The organism is Candidatus Methylomirabilota bacterium (assembly GCA_003104975.1).
In the GTDB taxonomy this organism is placed as follows: domain Bacteria; phylum Methylomirabilota; class Methylomirabilia; order Methylomirabilales; family Methylomirabilaceae; genus Methylomirabilis.
Genome location: PQAM01000018.1, coordinates 36647 through 52009, shown reverse-complemented (window position 1 = coordinate 52009; position 15363 = coordinate 36647). Strand labels below are relative to the sequence as shown.

The 15363-nt window shown below is 60.5% G+C and carries 20 protein-coding genes and 1 CRISPR repeat array; of the genes, 11 read left to right on the top strand and 9 right to left on the bottom strand.

The annotated features are described in order from the left end of the window. Positions 1-29 precede the first annotated feature (29 nt). Positions 30-380, bottom strand: a complete 351-nt coding sequence (locus C3F12_13115; protein ID PWB42852.1) for a transcriptional regulator — start codon at positions 378-380, stop codon at positions 30-32. On the opposite strand from C3F12_13115, the gene C3F12_13110 reads away from it, so the two are divergent. Beyond that, a complete protein-coding gene (locus C3F12_13110) occupies positions 379-1275 on the top strand; it encodes a hypothetical protein (GenBank protein PWB42851.1) in 897 nt (298 codons plus the stop codon). The two genes, C3F12_13115 and C3F12_13110, sit on opposite strands and share 2 nt — an antisense overlap. On the opposite strand, the gene queG is transcribed toward C3F12_13110, so the two are convergent. Both queG and C3F12_13100 read right to left on the bottom strand, forming a co-directional pair. Continuing rightward, positions 1238-2416: a tRNA epoxyqueuosine(34) reductase QueG gene (gene queG, locus C3F12_13105; GenBank protein PWB42850.1), complete on the bottom strand. Its 1179-nt coding sequence runs from the start codon at positions 2414-2416 to the stop codon at positions 1238-1240. The two genes, C3F12_13110 and queG, sit on opposite strands and share 38 nt — an antisense overlap. A 6-nt stretch (positions 2417-2422) precedes the next feature. Beyond that, positions 2423-3181 (bottom strand): hypothetical protein, encoded by a 759-nt coding sequence (locus C3F12_13100; GenBank protein PWB42849.1) that lies wholly within the window; start codon positions 3179-3181, stop codon positions 2423-2425. 319 nt (positions 3182-3500) lie between these two features. On the opposite strand from C3F12_13100, the gene C3F12_13095 reads away from it, so the two are divergent. Next, on the top strand, positions 3501-4604 hold the full coding sequence (locus C3F12_13095; GenBank protein PWB42848.1) for a hypothetical protein: 1104 nt from the start codon (positions 3501-3503) through the stop codon (positions 4602-4604). Positions 4605-4610: 6 nt separating this feature from the next. Here C3F12_13095 and C3F12_13090 read toward each other — a convergent pair whose 3' ends face one another. Together C3F12_13090 and C3F12_13085 are read right to left on the bottom strand one after the other, a co-directional pair. Beyond that, entirely contained in the window at positions 4611-5240 is a 630-nt protein-coding gene (locus tag C3F12_13090; GenBank protein PWB42847.1) for a hypothetical protein, read from the bottom strand. 225 nt (positions 5241-5465) lie between these two features. Beyond that, positions 5466-7439 (bottom strand): ABC transporter ATP-binding protein, encoded by a 1974-nt coding sequence (locus C3F12_13085; protein PWB42846.1) that lies wholly within the window; start codon positions 7437-7439, stop codon positions 5466-5468. Positions 7440-7786: 347 nt separating this feature from the next. On the opposite strand from C3F12_13085, the gene C3F12_13080 reads away from it, so the two are divergent. The 9 genes from C3F12_13080 (at position 7787) to C3F12_13040 (ending at position 11864) form a co-directional block, all read left to right on the top strand. Continuing rightward, on the top strand, positions 7787-8020 hold the full coding sequence (locus C3F12_13080; GenBank protein PWB42845.1) for a hypothetical protein: 234 nt from the start codon (positions 7787-7789) through the stop codon (positions 8018-8020). Next, positions 8017-8448, top strand: coding sequence for a PIN domain nuclease (locus C3F12_13075; GenBank protein PWB42844.1), 432 nt, complete (start codon positions 8017-8019; stop codon positions 8446-8448). Before C3F12_13080 ends, C3F12_13075 begins: the two co-directional genes overlap by 4 nt. A gap of 346 nt (positions 8449-8794) precedes the next feature. Beyond that, positions 8795-9034, top strand: a complete 240-nt coding sequence (locus C3F12_13070) for a CopG family transcriptional regulator (GenBank protein PWB42843.1) — start codon at positions 8795-8797, stop codon at positions 9032-9034. Then, positions 9024-9374, top strand: coding sequence for a type II toxin-antitoxin system PemK/MazF family toxin (locus C3F12_13065; GenBank protein PWB42842.1), 351 nt, complete (start codon positions 9024-9026; stop codon positions 9372-9374). Before C3F12_13070 ends, C3F12_13065 begins: the two co-directional genes overlap by 11 nt. A 206-nt stretch (positions 9375-9580) precedes the next feature. Next, positions 9581-9808: an AbrB family transcriptional regulator gene (locus C3F12_13060; protein ID PWB42841.1), complete on the top strand. Its 228-nt coding sequence runs from the start codon at positions 9581-9583 to the stop codon at positions 9806-9808. A gap of 3 nt (positions 9809-9811) precedes the next feature. Beyond that, entirely contained in the window at positions 9812-10198 is a 387-nt protein-coding gene (locus tag C3F12_13055) for a type II toxin-antitoxin system death-on-curing family toxin (protein ID PWB42840.1), read from the top strand. Between the two features lie 329 nt (positions 10199-10527). Further along, positions 10528-10806, top strand: coding sequence for an AbrB family transcriptional regulator (locus C3F12_13050; GenBank protein PWB42839.1), 279 nt, complete (start codon positions 10528-10530; stop codon positions 10804-10806). A 399-nt stretch (positions 10807-11205) separates the two neighbouring features. Beyond that, positions 11206-11631, top strand: coding sequence for a DNA-binding protein (locus tag C3F12_13045; protein PWB43027.1), 426 nt, complete (start codon positions 11206-11208; stop codon positions 11629-11631). Then, entirely contained in the window at positions 11628-11864 is a 237-nt protein-coding gene (locus tag C3F12_13040) for a toxin-antitoxin system HicB family antitoxin (protein ID PWB42838.1), read from the top strand. Before C3F12_13045 ends, C3F12_13040 begins: the two co-directional genes overlap by 4 nt. Before the next feature lie 249 nt (positions 11865-12113). Beyond that, positions 12114-12630: direct repeats of the CRISPR family, unit length 29 nt; unit sequence CGGTTCATCCCCACGCGCGTGGGGAACAC. A gap of 91 nt (positions 12631-12721) precedes the next feature. Here the strand turns inward: C3F12_13040 and C3F12_13035 are convergent. From C3F12_13035 to cas5e, 4 genes are all read right to left on the bottom strand, one after another. Continuing rightward, on the bottom strand, positions 12722-13027 hold the full coding sequence (locus C3F12_13035; protein ID PWB42837.1) for a type I-E CRISPR-associated endoribonuclease Cas2: 306 nt from the start codon (positions 13025-13027) through the stop codon (positions 12722-12724). Further along, positions 13008-13892, bottom strand: a complete 885-nt coding sequence (locus C3F12_13030; protein ID PWB43026.1) for a subtype I-E CRISPR-associated endonuclease Cas1 — start codon at positions 13890-13892, stop codon at positions 13008-13010. Before C3F12_13030 ends, C3F12_13035 begins: the two co-directional genes overlap by 20 nt. Before the next feature lie 114 nt (positions 13893-14006). After that, a complete protein-coding gene (gene cas6e, locus C3F12_13025; protein ID PWB42836.1) occupies positions 14007-14681 on the bottom strand; it encodes a type I-E CRISPR-associated protein Cas6/Cse3/CasE in 675 nt (224 codons plus the stop codon). 3 nt (positions 14682-14684) lie between these two features. Further along, positions 14685-15362, bottom strand: a complete 678-nt coding sequence (gene cas5e / locus C3F12_13020) for a type I-E CRISPR-associated protein Cas5/CasD (GenBank protein PWB42835.1) — start codon at positions 15360-15362, stop codon at positions 14685-14687. Position 15363 lies beyond the last annotated feature (1 nt).

Below are 15363 nucleotides of genomic sequence, written 5' to 3'. Positions count from 1 at the left end.
ACCTCACTGCGCCGATGTCCGTGTCCGGCTCAGCGGCGCTTGGGTGTCTGCGTCTGCTCGAGTCGGATCTCCTCAAGCATCCCGCGGACGCCGATCAGATGGTTGTTGAAGATTTCTCGTGCGGCATCAAGCAGCTTGAAGAGCGACGGGTCGCCGACGGAATAGTAGACGCTCGACCCCTCCTTACGGGCCACCACAATCCCCTTATTGCGGAGAACCGCAAGCTGCTGCGAGGCGTTGGCCGGCTCGATCGAGAATTGCCGGCTGATCTCGTTCACCGTGAACTCTCCGGTCCGCAACGCGTCCAGGATCGAGATCCTCAGCGGATGCGCCAACGCCTTAAAGAAATCCGCCTTGAAGTTGCTCAGTTGCTGTCTCATGGTTGTCCGATCGTCACGTAATTGCATATTATTGCATCTGCAAATATTACTATATATATATACCCTTGTTGTGGGCCTGTCAAGGGTGCGCCGCCGGCCGCCGTGTCGCCCCTTCCCAAAGCCTTACAGTTTTGGGATACTGACATACCACAGAATCCAGGAAGGGGTGCGTATGAGCGAATGGAACGAGCAGCGCATCGAGCGCGTCTATCGGCCAGGCGAGGGGCGCGAGGCGAGACACGGCCTTCTCAGTGAGGCGTTTGTGCGCCTGATACGGGAAGAGTTGCTGCGCGGACGGACCGTGCTGGATGTCGGATGCGGCACTGGGCGACTGACCTTCGCCCTGGCAGAGGAGGCGGGCCGGTTGATCGGTGTCGACTGGTCGGACGGGGCGATCGAGCAGGCGACGCAGCGCGCGCGCGCCCGTGGCCTGAATCACGTCACGTTTGTGTGTTGCGATGCCGAACGGACCGACTACAGCGAGTTCGGACCGATCGACCTGGTGGTCGCCCATCTGTGTATGTCGAACGAGATCCTGCGCCGGGCGGCCGCGGTGCTGCGGCCGGACGCGTGCATCGCCTTTTCAACCCTGCACAAAGACCAGTGGCACGAGACCGGCCGGAGTTCCCGATTTGCCTACGGGGAGGCGGACGTCGACACGGCGCTTGCGGCGGCGGGATTCGATCCGGTCTATCGTGAGGTCGAGTGCGAGCGGTTGACCTTCAGCGCCCCGATCGACGCCATGGCCTATGTGGAGGAGTCGGGTCTGATCGGCAAGTGGAAAGCCGAAAGCCGCTGGCGGGGATTCCTGGCCTATCTGGAGCGCGGCGGGCGAGCATTGACCATCCGGGCCAGGGTTACGGTGAAAGCGCGCAGGCGATCAGCGCCTGCGTGATCTCGGCCTGTACGTCCGGATCGGTTTCGCGGGTACGTGCCCCATCCAGCGCCGTCCGTGCCTCGGGCGTGCCGATCTGTCCCAGGGTCCAGGCGGCATGGCCCCGGACCAGCGGCTCCGAATCGGACAGGAGCGTCGCCAGGGCCGGGACAGACTTCTGAGGCGTGATATTGCCGAGCGCCACGGCCACGTTGCGCAGCAGACCCCGTCGCTTTGAACGCTTGATGGGACTTCCCTTGAATTGCGATCGGAACTGATCGTCGCCGAGTGCGAGCAGCGGGATCAACTCCGGCGCATGCAGCCCCTCACGAGGGTGAAATGCGGCCTCCTTCGAGGCCCCGATGTTGATATTGTAGGGGCAGACCTCCTGACAGATGTCGCAGCCAAAGATGTGATCGCCGATCAGCGGCCGCATCTCGGCCGGGATGCGCCCTTTCAACTCGATGGTCAGGTACGAGATGCAGCGCCGCGCATCCAGTCGATAGGGACCGACAAAGGCATCGGTGGGACAGGCCTTCAGACAGAGATCGCACGAGCCGCATCGATCCCGGATCGGCTGATCCGTCGGCAGCGCGAGATCCAGAAACAGCTCGCCTAGAAAAAAATAGGAGCCATGCTTCGGCGAGATCAGATGCGTATTCTTGCCGATCCACCCGATCCCGGCCCGGACCGCAACCTCCCGCTCCAGCACCGGTCCGGTATCGACGTAGACCTTGCCCTGGACCGTCCCGCCGACGACGCTGCGAATGAAGCCCAACAGGGCCTCAAGTCGGCTCTCCATCATCGTATGATAGTCGTCCCCCCACGCATAGCGCGAGATCCATCCCCTGGGTGCGCCTGTGTCGTGGGTCTCGCGCGGGAAGGGGGTGTGATAGTGCATGGCGACAGAGACGACCGAACGCGCCCACGGCAGCCAACTGCTCGGATGGCGTCTGGCCTGTTCGGTGCGCGCCATGTAGGCCATCTCGCCGTGGTAGCCCGCTTGCAGCCAGTCGGCAAATGCCTGCTCGTGCAGCGGGTCCTCGATCGGCGCGATGCCGACCAGTTCGAATCCCAGCCGGCGCGCCTCCTCCTTGATCGCCTCCGCCAACCGCTCAGGCGTCGGCGCGACCCCTTCCAGTGCCTGTGGTGTCGTGCTCATCCGGGGTTAGCGCGCCGCCCTGACGACGCGCAGCCGCGACCGCTCCGCCTTCCGCCCCAGCCGCGCCTGAAATCGCAGTGCATCCTCGGCCATGAAGAGATTGTTGAACAGGCAGTAGGTGGGTAGATCGCCGCGGCATGCGTCCTCCAGCCGATCGAGGTCCTGATCGGTATGGACATATCGGTACCCGGTCAGGCCATGCAGCCTGAAATAGCGGATCGCGCCGTGACGCGGCGTCTCCTTGAGCGGATCGACCACGTGCACCAGATCCAACTCGCGGCACAGGCCCTGAATGGTATCGGCCGTCCAGTCTCCTCGCGGCTCCCAGGCAGCGTGCCAGCCGGTGCGGTCGATAGTCGTAAAGAAACGGCGCAGGTTCTCGATATGCTCGGGCGTCGGGGTAAAGCGCGGCGGGCACTGAAAGACAATGATCGAGGCGCCCAGGGCGGTCGCCAATGCCCGCGTCTGGGTCCAGGCGGCGGCGACCTCCTCGGTCGGTCGGAAGGCGCCGTAGTGATCTTTCGATTCGTGGGGGATCGGTCGGGCCAAGCGGCGATAGGTGGGGCTCGAAGGCTCGTGTGTGATAAGCTGCCACGCCTTCATCGTCAATTCGAATCCGGTCGGCGCCCCGGCCCGCCATCGCGCACCCGTCGCGATGCGCGGCAGTTTATAGAAGGTCTGTTGAATCTCGACAACCGGGAAGGTTCTGTAGTACTCCGGCTGCCCCATGGCAAAACCGCAGGTCCCGACTCTAACCCGCGCCATGGCAGGGCCCACCTGTCTCGGTGCGTTGTCGTCGCCTCATACCCGGATTGTACACCCTCCGCATTCCTCCTGCCTAGCCGGAAAAGGTGGAGTGCGGAGTAATTGTTACATACCCAGTTGCGATCTATCCGGTCTCCAGCGCCCACCGAAACCTGCTCGACCTCCTTCCGACGCCCATCCGTCTGATACTTACAACCGGTCTGACGGCAACTGGCATAGGCCTTGCTGCTATGTAGCCTCACCATCGGCATTCCATCCGTTCCGGCTACCAGCTATTGCCTATCAGCTATCGGCTAAGCAACGCAAAAAGGAGGTCTTTATGCTTCACCACCCCGATGAACGCACTGCGGGAGTGGCACATGTCGTCAGGCGGACTACCGCGCACCTCGCCGGCGGTGTGGCGACGCTCGTGGCCGGCGTCGCCGAACGGTCGGCGCATCTGGCCTATCACATCGTCGTCGTCGTCGCGAGCGCCGCGATCGCCCTCTCGCTCCCCACCATCGCCCGCTCCTGGGTCCCGCACGTTGTCTACTACTGGTCCTTGATTGAGGATGAGAAGACCCTCATCCTGTCGGTCGAGATCACCGTGGCGGTGCTGCTGATGATGCTGATGGAGGTGATGGGGAGGCGCTGGCGCGATCGCCGGTTCGCCCAGGTCGCGAGGCGTGCCGGCCTACTAGGCGCCACGCGTAGCGGCCGGCGCTTTGCCGCACGGCGGATCAGGCGGATGAAGGAGCGGCAGGGCCTTGGCCGCGACCTCATGCTGATCGGCTCCACAGGATTCAGAACCTTCGTCGAGCCGAATGGCGACTTACATAGCGTGCTCCACCATTGCCGTGAGGCAAAGATCATGCTCCTCGACCCCGAGAGCGAGGGTGCGCGGGCGCGCGCCAGGGCCATCCTCCACCCCGATGTGACGGAGGCGCACCTTCGAGAGCAGATCTCCAAGAGCATTGAGTTTCTCAGGACGTTGAAAGAGGTCCGGAAGACCATCACACTGAAGCTGTACCAGGATCCGCCGTTTCTGAAGCTGGCGATTCTCGGCGACTATATCTGGATGCGCTATTACCCCTCCGCTATGGATGTGGAGATGATGCCGGAATACCTGTTCCAGCACGTCCCCCATCCGGAGAGCCTGTATACGCCCCTCTACCAATACTTCCTGACGAGATGGAACGATCCGGACATCCCGGAATACGATTTCGAGAGGAATGCGCTCGTATATCGGGATCAGGCCGGCAAGGAGGGCAGGCTGGAGCCGTTCGATCGGTCTCACACGATGCCGGCCGGTGCATCCACGCCTATGCGCCTGCTTGCGCCGAGTCATGCACGGCAGGCCGGCATACCGGACGGGTTGGGTGCGAAGAATCCTACTCGTGCAAACCCGTCGGGAAATGGATGGACGCAGGAGACTCGACCGTGACCGGCGCTATGGAAACTGCTCTTCGTCGAGTGGAGTATCTTCGGGGGAAGAGGGGGACGATAGCGGCTGCGGACCCTTCGCGTCGATCCAGGCTCGCAGGGCGGTGAACGCCGATATCAAAAAGGCCGAGATGCTGACCAGATATTCGCTGGTCAACCAATGAATGACCCAGACCGCCTCGGAGGGAGGCTCGATCAATAACCACTGCACCGTCTTGATCGCAAGCAGCAGAAACCCGACCCCGGCAGTGGCCGCGATCAGCAGCCAGCGCCCAGGCTCTGGTGCCCGTCGATAGGCTCGAAACAGCAGGACCGCCAAGAGAAGCGAGACGCAGGGAATCAGCCACAGGATCGGCTCATGCGGGACGGGACGGCCTCTCAGCGACTGGCCAAGCGCCAGCTCCAGGCCGGCAACCGAGATGACCCGATGGCCGGCGTATCGGCCCACAATCACCCATGGCAGGAAAAAGAGCCCCAGAGGGAGGACCCCCGCCCACGGCAGCTTGACCCAACGTCCCGGCGTCGCCGGCGTCGTCGGCAGGATTGCGAATACGACACCGCATTGCCAGCAGGCGCTGGCGCCGGGCACCTTGCGCGCCCCGCAGGACTGACAGGTACCGATTGGATAAGTACTCATCGATGTGCTCCAGGACCCCGAACCACAGGGTCTGCTCCCCTATATCATTATACTGCAGACGTCGAAGCGCCGCTGTCAAGGTCTTTCGTTCCAGTAGGGATGAAAAGCGCTGATCGAGCCGCAGTCGGTGAATCAGAGTTCAACGTCTTACACAAAAAGTGTAGCATAAAATATGCCACTCAACGTCTCTACGGCCCGGGATCTTCAGGCTCACGGCCCGCGTTGTCACGCAATCTGGCCGGAGAGGCGATCCCATTCGGCCGTCAATTCGGCCACCCTCCGCTTGGTCTGCGCGTGTCGGTCCAGCGCATCGCGGAACCGCTCCTTATTTCGGTAGGTCTCCGGGTCGGCGAGCGTATGGGACAGCTCCTCCAGGATCTTTTCGGCCTCGGCCACCTCCGCCTCGATTGTGGACAGCGACGACCGCAGCAGGCTCGACTGCCGGTGCATTCGGTTTCGCGTCTCGGCCTCGGCCCGTTTTTGCCCCTTGGTCTTTCGTTCCCTCGCCGGCCCCTCCTTCACTTCGGGCCGCTGTGCCGGCTGGACCGGCCCCTTAGTCGGTGCGGGTTGAGGTTGAGAGCGGTCGGCCGTCTCTTCCGCCATCAGGTGCTGCTTGTAGAGGTAGTAATCGTAATCCCCGGCATAGGGCGTGGCTGCGCCGTCCCGCACATCGATGATCCGGTTGGCCACGGCCCGGATAAAGTGCCGGTCATGCGTGATGAAACAGATTGTGGCCGGAAAATCGCGCAGCGCCTCCTCCAGGACATCGCGAGAGGGAATATCCAGGTGGTTGGTCGGCTCGTCCAACAGGAGAAGATTAGCCGGTCGGATCAACATCTTGGCCAGGGCCAGTCGGCTCTTCTCTCCGCCGGACAGGATGGCCACCTTCTTTTTGACGTCGTCGCCGGAGAAGAGAAATCGACCCAGAATGGCCCGCAGGAAGGACGACTCTTCCGTGGGCGCGGCCGCGGTGATCTCGTCCAGGACCGTATTGGCAGGGGTCAACAGCTCCAACTGGTGCTGGGCATAATAGGCGGTCGTCACGTGATGGCCCAACACCCGCTCCCCCCGCTCGAAGGGCAGGACGCCCGCCAGCAGCTTGAGCAGCGTCGATTTCCCCGCCCCATTGGGACCGATGAGGGCCACGCGCTCTCCCCGGCGTAGTTCGACATTCAGGTCGCGGTAGACCGGGTTACCGTCATAGGACTTATCGACGTTGATCAGCCGGATCACCGTCTCCCCGCTCCGTGGCGGCTCCGGAAACGAGAACCGGACCCGTTTTTGCTGAGGGGTCAGCTCCACCTTGTCCATCTTCTCCAGCAGCTTGATCCGACTCTGGACCTGGCGGGCCTTGGTCGCCTTATACCGGAACCGGTCGATGAAGGCCTGGGTCTCCTCGATCCTTTTCTGCTGGTTCTTGGCGGTCGCCTCCAGGATCTGCTTGGCCTCGGCCTTGGCGGAGACATACTGATCGTAGTTGCCGGTATAGGCGATCAGTTGCCGGTGTTCCACCTCCACCACCCGGTTGACCAGTCGGTTCATGAAGTTCCGATCGTGGGAGATCAGCAGGATCGCGCCGGCGTATCCGGCCAGGAACTTCTCCAGCCAGATGACCGACTCCAGATCCAGATGGTTCGTCGGCTCGTCCAGCAGCAGGGCATCAGGAGAGGAAAGCAGCAATCGGGCCAGCGATGCGCGCATCCGCTGGCCGCCGGAGAAATGATCCAGGGTGCGGGAGAAATGTTTTTCCTTGAACCCGAGACCGGTAAGGATCTCTTTGGCCCGGGCCTCCAGGGCATACCCGCCGAGCTGCTCGTACTTGGTCTGGAGGTCGCCGTAATGGGAGAGCAGTTCGTCGACCGCCTCCGGCGGGGCCGTCGCGATCTCCTCCTCCAGCAGGCGGAGATGCCGCTCAATCGAGGATGCCTCCGAGCCGCCGGTCAGCACCTCCTCCAACACCGACCGACCCTGATGGGCCTCCAACTCCTGGGTCAGGTAACCGATCACGGCCTTGTTGTTGATCGCAATGACGCCGCTGTCGGGGGCGATGCGTCCCGCGATCATCTCCAGGAGGGTGGTTTTCCCCGCTCCGTTGGGTCCGACCAGCGCGACCCGGTCCTCAAGGCCGATCCGCAGGGAGGCGTCCTTGAACAGGACGCGGCCGCCGAAGCGCTTAGATACCTGTTGAATGGAAATCATGGGTACTCTCAGTATAGGGGGACGCGGGCCGTGCCGTCAAACGTCAAGGGGCCTGCAGCCGGTTTTCAATCCACGCGCCCGCGCCCGGGTGACCTGTAGGGGCGCAATTCATTGCGCTCCAGGTGCGTGCCCTTCCCGCTGCGATGTCAGGTCGTCAGTCACCCCGCAGTGGAAACCTTTTAGTGGTGTGCTCCTGGCGGGAAGGTCATGACATCCAGCAGGAACGGACCTGTGCGTCCATCCTCACGTCACAGCATCGTACAGACTAAGAGCCCGTTGACCATGTGCGAGTTGCGCGCTATCATTGTGCTAGCAGAGGTTCATTCATAACAATAGGGAGGTGGTGTATGGCGCAACTCTTGGTCCGGAATTTGAATGATCGGGTCGTCGAGCGGCTCAAGAGCCGGGCGGCTCAGCACAAACGCTCACTGCAAGCCGAAGCCAAGACGATCCTGGAGGAGGCCGTGCCTGATGCCGGCGCGGCGTGGAAGCGCATTGATCGCATGTTTAACCGCTTCAAGCGTTCCGGTCGCAGATTCAGTGACAGCGCACTGCTCATTCGAGAGGATCGCAATCGGTGAGCGCCTATGTGGTCGATGCGAGTATCGGCGTGAAATGGTTCATTCCTGAGGTCCACAGTGAGGCCGCACGACGGCTGCGAGCAGCGGGGACCGTGCTGCACGCGCCCGCACTCTTCCAGTTAGAGCTCAATAGCGTTCTATGTAAGCTTGTCCGACGAGGGGAGATTACGCCCCGGGAAGCCCACGCGTTACAGCGCGAGGTGTCGAGATTGCCGGTAAGGTTGCATGCCGATGAGCCCGTACTCCTTACCGCATTCGACATGGCGCTGGAACTCCAACACAGCTTGTACGACTGCATCTATCTCGCGCTGGCGATCACTCTCGACGCCCAACTCGTCACCAGCGACCGTAAGCTCGTAGAGGCCTTAACCGGTACCCCCTTGGAACGAGTCCTCTGTTGGGTCGAAGACCTGCCTGTGAACCGTTGAAGAGATTTCCGTGACACTGACCTGCTGGAATCCACGCGCCCGCGCCCGGGTGATCTGCAGGGGCGCAATTCATTGCGCCCCAGGGTGCGCATCCCTCCCTCCATCATCGGGGTGCGGGATTCCCACCCCCCGCTGACCGCACTTCTGGCGCCGGACACGAGCTGTGCTCGTCGTTTCCATCCACGCGCCCGCGCGGGCCGCGGCGCGAGTGTCGGGACCCGAACCCGGGAAACTGCAAGGGTGTTGGTGCGCCTCCTTTCACGAAGCGAGGAGAAAAGACTTGCATCGTAGATCCACATGGGATATTTTCATATGATATTGAAACCATATATCTTATAGGTGACCCATGGGAGCGATTTCTCTCAAACTTCCCGATGATCTCCTCGAGGCCAGTAGCCGGTGCGCCGAAGCCCTCAAGGTATCCCGGGCCAAGTACATCCGACACGCCATTGAACAGATGAACCGCGAGACCCGCGCGCGTCTGCGCGCCAAGCGCCTCGTTGACGTCTCGCGGAAGATCCGGGAGGAGAGCATGCGCATCAACGCCGAGTTCGCCGCCATCGAGCGAGATCCTGATGCCGAATAGGGGCGAGGTCTGGTTGGCCGATTTAGACCCTCAACGCGGTACTGAGCCAGGCAAAACGCGCCCTGTCCTTATCGTCCAGTCTCAGGCCCTCCTCGATGCCACCCATCCATCAACGATCATTATTCCGCTGACCACCAACGTGGTTGCCGACGCCGAGCCGCTCAGGATTCGTGTCCCCGCCTCCGGCAGGCTACGCCGTGACTCCGACCTGTTGATCGACCAACTCCGGGCGATCGACAATCGGCGCCTCATTCAAGGCCCGATAGTCCGGCTCTCCAACCCTCTGATGGCCAGGGTAGCCGAATCAATCAGGGAGATCCTTGACATCGTCGAGGATTGAGGTCTGCCGCATCCTAACCCCAAGGCGAGTAGCAACCTCTGACCTCCATCACGAGGGCCGCTACGCTCCCGTTTCAATCCACGCGCCCGCGCGGGGCGCGACGGACGTGGAGCCCGGCGTATGCGCGTTGACCAGCCGAGTTGACACCGAACAGAGGGGATACTACACTGTTAGTACGACAAGTCACCATGAGAGGAGGGATCGCTATGGTGAAGCACCTGGCCAAGCATGGTAACAGCCTGGCCCTTGTGATCGATCGCGGGGTGTTAGACCTTCTTGAGATCAATGCCGACACCCCCCTATCGGTGACGACCGACGGCAAGTGTCTGATCGTGACCCCGGTGCGTGATCCGGAGCGAGACATACGATTTCGAACCGCACTGGAGAAGGTCAACACACGCTACGGCAAGGCCCTGAAACGCCTGGCAGATTAGCGCATGTCGGTCGTCTTTCTGAGCCTTGATGAGGTTATCGGAATCCATCGGGATATGATCGAGCGGTATGGCGGCAGCGCCGGCATCCGGGACATGGGTCTGTTGCAGCCAGCCGTCGCCATGCCTCAGGCAAGCTTTGGTGGCGAGTTCCTGCATACCGATCTTTTCGAGATGGCGGCTGCCTACCTGTTCCATATTGTGCAAAACCACCCGTTTGTTGACGGCAACAGGCGCGTCGGTACCGCTGCGGCAATGGTCTTTCTTGAGCTAAACGAGGTTGAAGTAAAGGTCTCTAATGAGCTGCTGGTCGAGACCGTTCTGGATCTAGCGCAAGGGAAGATCGGGAAGACCGCGATCGTCGAGTTCCTGAGGACGCACTCCCGCCATTAGCAGCGCGCTGGCGTGACGCCGGCCGAGAGACTCCTCTTTCCTGCCGTCATTCCGGCCCAGCCCGCAACGCGGGCGCGAGCCGGAATCCAGGCCATCATAGGGGTGCTGGATTCCCATGCCTCCCTTACCGTACTTCCGACGCCGGACACGAGCGGCACTCGAAGGGTCAATCCACGCGCCCGCGTCCGGTTGCTTTGTAGGGGCGCAATTCATTGCGCCTTGGGGTGGGTTCATGCTCGTCCGACATCCCGTGCCATAGAGGAACCGAAAAAGATAATTGCATACGACATATTGTTATGTTACCGTTTTTTAGAATTGGAGGAAAAACCATGCCTATTACCCAACTGTCCCAAAAGGGTCAAGTGCTGGTCCCGAAGGCCATTCGCCGCAAGCTCGGCTTGAAACCGGGCGCAAAAGTCCAGTTGACCGAAGAGGAGGGACGATTGATCCTGTCGCCAGTCCCCACCGACCCGATCGCCGCTGCCACCGGCTTTCTCACGGGATCCTTCTCGTTGACGGGTGATCTCCGGCAAGAGCATCGCGAGGAACTCCGCCGTACGATCAGGAGTTCCGAGCCGTCGAGGAAGTCATTAAGGTCCGCTGGTTAACCTCGTAACCATCGCACGCTCCGCTACCCCATTTCTCATTCCGGCCGCTCAGGCCTCCGTCAATCCCCTCACCCGCGCCCGGGTGACCTGTAGGGGCGCAATGCATTGCGCCCTGGGGTGTGTCCCTCCCCGTTCGATGTCAGGTCGTCAATCACCCCACCGGTAGACACCCTTTTGACAGTTTACCCCTACCGGGGAGGCCATTACCTCCTATAGGGGCGGCCCTGCGTATCCACCCTTGTGCCCGTCCACCAGCCTTCCTCCCTTTCGCACAAGGGTGTGGGATGATGTGCCGCTAACTTGCTGGCGGCTGTAAGGGGTGGCCTTCGCAGTGCCATCGTTGCCGACTTCGGTGACGATCATCTTGACCGATGGAACGGTATCGTATATGATACCGAAATGAAGCGGCAGATCGTTATCGATACCAACGTGTTTATCTCCGCTCTGCGTTCACGCCGGGGCGCGTCCCACCGACTGTTCATGTTACTAGACCGTGGGATGTTTGACATCACCATCTCGGTTCCGCTGATCGTGGAATGGGAGGATGCGGCGAAACGGATCGCGCGGGAAGTTGGACTGACTCACGCAGACATTGATGATATCCTCGATTATATCTGTCGTGTGGCTCGTAAGCGTGCTATTCACTTCCTCTGGCGGCCATTCCTGAAGGATCCGCAAGACGATCATGTGTTGGAACTTGCCGTGACGGCTGGATGCGATGTCATCGTGACTTATAACGTTCGCGATTTCGCAGGAGCAGAGCAATTTGGTATTCGTGTGGTAACGCCCAAAGAGTTTCTACGAGCGATAGGAGGTGTGCCATGAGCACGATCAGCTTGCGTCTCCCGGCCTCGCTTCATAAGAGTGTCCGGGAATTGGCCAAGAAAGAAGACGTGTCGATCAACCAACTGATCACCACGGCACTGGCGGAGAAATTATCAGCGCTGACGACCGCTGAGTATCTGAATGAACGCGCCACGCGGGGCAGTCGCAGGAAATTTGAGCGCGCCATGGCCAAGGTAAGGGATGTGAAACCCGAGGAGCGAGACGAATTATAAGGTCTGCTCCTCCAAATATAGGTGTTGCTCCCCGCGCCCGGGTGATCTGTAGGGGCGCAATTCATTGCGCCCTCGGGTGCGTCCACCCGGGTCCGATGTCAGATCGTCGGTCACCCCGCAGTGGAAACCTTTTAGTGGTGTGCTCCTGGCGGGACGGTCATGACATCTTGCAGGGACGGACCTGTGTATCCGTCCTCACGTCACGCCATCTAACAGATTTAACATTGGTGGGAGTGCGCTTATCGTGCCCGGTTCATCCCCACGCGCGTGGGGAACACGAATAGGCAATCACATTGGGCACGAGCGTGGCCGGTTCATCCCCACGCGCGTGGGGAACACCCTTACGCTGAGGTTTTTGCTCTGGCTTTCGCCGGTTCATCCCCACGCGCGTGGGGAACACGTCGGATCACCGAGCCACGGCAGGAAAGCGGCTGGTTCATCCCCACGCGCGTGGGGAACACGAGGAGACGGTCCTGTGGACGAAGCTCGGGGTCGGTTCATCCCCACGCGCGTGGGGAACACTGTTTGACGCCCCGGCACAATCCCTTGACAGCCGGTTCATCCCCACGCGCGTGGGGAACACCGTACCTGCAAGTCTCTTTCACATCCATACCACGGTTCATCCCCACGCGCGTGGGGAACACCGCATTGACGCGGGCCACGATCACGTCATAGGCGGTTCATCCCCACGCGCGTGGGGAACACGCGTTCACCCAGTCCGTGATCCGATTCCGCAACGGTTCATCCCCACGCGCGTGGGGAACACACTTCCTCTAACTCGCTGATTTCACGCCGATATTTATCAGCCTACAATTTTACGGACTGATCTCCTGATCGGGAAGCCCGACATCATTATGCTAGACAGCACTGGAATCGCCAGTCTCTTCAACAGGCAAAAACGAAACCAGCTTTGCTCCATCGAGCTCAACGGGGACTCGCCGATTCTTCCCGAGAGTGGTGAAATCGAACCCGGCCTCGTTGTTGGTTCGCCAGACCATCACTGCGTTACCATCTTCAATTCCTACTTGCACCTGTTGCCAGAGGTATTCGCGTACTTTTGCGGAATAATCACCTACGTAAACCCCGGCACGGATTTCCAGAAGCCATATAGCAAGTCGTCCCCTCAAGCGAGGCGGGGCATTCTCAAGCACGATGACCAGCATCGCCAATGGTCTCCGGGTTAGGAATCGCCGGCAATACCGCGTCTTCAGGCGGCTCCGGCGGCTTAATTTCACCAGCCGCCAGAACTTCTTCAATTGTCGGGATAATCCTCCCAAGCAGCTTCGTCTCGCGGAAGCAGTCTCGACACGCGAGTCGCACTTGCTGCTCAGCGTTTGTCACCCGCCCGGCAGCAGTGCAAAATGCAACGGGTACAACGGTTTCGAATTTGAACAAATCGGCAATGTCATAGACAAAAGACAGCGGCTTGCCGGTATGGATAAAGCCGACAGCCGGGGCGTACCCAGCAGCCAGCACTGCCGCCTCGGTCACACCATACAGACATGAGGTAGCGGCGGACAGGCAGCGGTTCGGTAGATCGGCCTTATCCCATTCCTCTGTGTCGTAGTTGCGCGTCTTCCACGTGACACCGTACTTCCGTGCGATGAGCTTGTACATCTCGCGCACGCGTGCCCCCTCAATACCGCGCAGTTGATCGACGCTGCGGCGCGCGGGCGGCTCCTCTCCAAAGCGGAGGTGGTACATCTTGCGTACGACCTTGAGTCGCAGGTCCGGGTCGAGCGCGAGCTGCGCCTGGTACAGGAGCCGATCCGACCGCGCGCCCCCAGGCTGGCCAGAGGCGTACAGGCGCACACCTGCCTCACCGATCCAGACGAGCAGCGTCCCGACACGCGCCGCGAGCGCCACAGCCGCATGCGAGACACGCGTACCCGGCTCCAGCATCAAACAGGCCACACCACCCACCGGGATATGAGTGCGTACGCCATTAACATCCACCACCACGAATGCCCCGTCCAGGACATCGAGTTGCCCCTTCTCGATGTAGAGAACCGAAAGCCGTTCTTTCATCGCGATAGGTTTGAGCGGCGGAAGCAGCGGATTATTCATACGTATGCATCACAATCGTCGCACCAACATCAGCCCGCACCCGAAGGCCTTGGCCGACCCGATACCAGAGTGTCCTCATACTATTGGTCCCACCGATAGGAGCCCCAATCCCAAAACCTTGCCGTGCCCGATGCCTGTTTGCAGGGTATTCCTGAATTTGGCTGGTTCGTTTACCAAGAGAACCCCGTCGTAGAGTACCGAAAAAATCCGAATACTATTTCCAGCATGCTGTGTACCCCGGAGCATCTGTTCTTGGGAAACCCGTACATCAATCCGCTCCCGTTGTGCTTCCGTGAGATCAAAGAAAGGCAGTTGTGGAAGCGAAAATCCGTGCAGGTGTCCTTTTCGCGCAATCCATTGTTCTTGTTCCTCTAGTCGTAGCAATCCTAGTCGCTTGCTATTACGGGTGACGCAAGGATTGGCCCGCAGCCTGAAACGAAAGCGCTGACCGATCTTGAGTGAATCAAGTTTGAGGCGGCTCTTCAGATCGATGGGCGGATCCGCCTTCGCCAGCCATCCCTTCACGCCGATTCCTGTCCAGTCCGAGATCGTTCGGCTCTGAACAAGAATCCGGGGACAACCATCGGGATCGGTCTCCGGCTCGAGCCTCCACAAGATTTCACCTTCCGGGCATTCACGGTCCGGCGGGCAGAAGGCCCGACACAATGTGGCATGAAGCTGGTAGGGATCGGACAGGTCTCGTCTGGCCTCCCTACAACGCGGATCAAGATGGATTCTATGCAGAAACATGGGTTACCTCATGAGGGAGGGAATCCACTCCGAGCGCATGTAACGCGCCCCGAATCGGCGTTCGGCAAACGACGACAACGGCTGGTCCATTTTGAGTACGCCTGAGCCGTCTTTGGACTCGAAGGAGGCTAATAGCTTCTCGGGGGACTCTTCCCATTTTCGCCGTGTGGAGATCCACGGCCATCGTGTCAAGGCGTCTCGCAATGGAACATCCTGCACACCGTTCTCAATCCAGATCGGTTCGGAGGGTACGTAGGATTTGCGGCCCAGCGCCAAGGGCCAGACGGGATCGCGCAGAGCGGCGTGAATCCTTTCCAGAAGAGATCGGTCCTCGCATTCCAGTCCCACTAGAAAAGCTGCATCGGCAAGATAGAAACGCTGGGAAACGACCCCATCTTTGGACTGAGTTCCATCCGCCTTAATGATGGTATCGGATGCTGCACAGCCCGCTGTTTGATAGTCGCGCCTGGGGACACCCGGACGATCATGACGGACCCCCATTACTAAGCGCGTGAGCGGTTCCAGTTCGGTCCAATTCTCGCGGTCAATTCCCAGCGCAGCAGCCAGCAATCCGAGTACACCGGACTTGCTGGGCTCCTTCCCGGTATCGCGTTGATCAAAGCGGCTAGTGGTACCCCACGACTGCATGGGACCCACCAGACATAGCAGTAAGGTAGGCATA

What these genes read in the sequence shown, in the direction of transcription:
- C3F12_13110 (PWB42851.1), top strand. Translation starts at nt 379, where the DNA reads ATGGTTGTCCGATCGTCACGTAATTGCATATTATTGCATCTGCAAATA.
- C3F12_13115 (PWB42852.1), bottom strand. Translation starts at nt 380, where the DNA reads ATGAGACAGCAACTGAGCAACTTCAAGGCGGATTTCTTTAAGGCGTTG.
- queG (PWB42850.1), bottom strand. Translation starts at nt 2,416, where the DNA reads ATGAGCACGACACCACAGGCACTGGAAGGGGTCGCGCCGACGCCTGAG.
- C3F12_13100 (PWB42849.1), bottom strand. Translation starts at nt 3,181, where the DNA reads ATGGCGCGGGTTAGAGTCGGGACCTGCGGTTTTGCCATGGGGCAGCCG.
- C3F12_13095 (PWB42848.1), top strand. Translation starts at nt 3,501, where the DNA reads ATGCTTCACCACCCCGATGAACGCACTGCGGGAGTGGCACATGTCGTC.
- C3F12_13090 (PWB42847.1), bottom strand. Translation starts at nt 5,240, where the DNA reads ATGAGTACTTATCCAATCGGTACCTGTCAGTCCTGCGGGGCGCGCAAG.
- C3F12_13085 (PWB42846.1), bottom strand. Translation starts at nt 7,439, where the DNA reads ATGATTTCCATTCAACAGGTATCTAAGCGCTTCGGCGGCCGCGTCCTG.
- C3F12_13080 (PWB42845.1), top strand. Translation starts at nt 7,787, where the DNA reads ATGGCGCAACTCTTGGTCCGGAATTTGAATGATCGGGTCGTCGAGCGG.
- C3F12_13070 (PWB42843.1), top strand. Translation starts at nt 8,795, where the DNA reads ATGGGAGCGATTTCTCTCAAACTTCCCGATGATCTCCTCGAGGCCAGT.
- C3F12_13065 (PWB42842.1), top strand. Translation starts at nt 9,024, where the DNA reads ATGCCGAATAGGGGCGAGGTCTGGTTGGCCGATTTAGACCCTCAACGC.
- C3F12_13060 (PWB42841.1), top strand. Translation starts at nt 9,581, where the DNA reads ATGGTGAAGCACCTGGCCAAGCATGGTAACAGCCTGGCCCTTGTGATC.
- C3F12_13055 (PWB42840.1), top strand. Translation starts at nt 9,812, where the DNA reads ATGTCGGTCGTCTTTCTGAGCCTTGATGAGGTTATCGGAATCCATCGG.
- C3F12_13050 (PWB42839.1), top strand. Translation starts at nt 10,528, where the DNA reads ATGCCTATTACCCAACTGTCCCAAAAGGGTCAAGTGCTGGTCCCGAAG.
- C3F12_13045 (PWB43027.1), top strand. Translation starts at nt 11,206, where the DNA reads ATGAAGCGGCAGATCGTTATCGATACCAACGTGTTTATCTCCGCTCTG.
- C3F12_13040 (PWB42838.1), top strand. Translation starts at nt 11,628, where the DNA reads ATGAGCACGATCAGCTTGCGTCTCCCGGCCTCGCTTCATAAGAGTGTC.
- C3F12_13035 (PWB42837.1), bottom strand. Translation starts at nt 13,027, where the DNA reads ATGCTGGTCATCGTGCTTGAGAATGCCCCGCCTCGCTTGAGGGGACGA.
- C3F12_13030 (PWB43026.1), bottom strand. Translation starts at nt 13,892, where the DNA reads ATGAAAGAACGGCTTTCGGTTCTCTACATCGAGAAGGGGCAACTCGAT.
- cas6e (PWB42836.1), bottom strand. Translation starts at nt 14,681, where the DNA reads ATGTTTCTGCATAGAATCCATCTTGATCCGCGTTGTAGGGAGGCCAGA.
- cas5e (PWB42835.1), bottom strand. Translation starts at nt 15,362, where the DNA reads ATGCCTACCTTACTGCTATGTCTGGTGGGTCCCATGCAGTCGTGGGGT.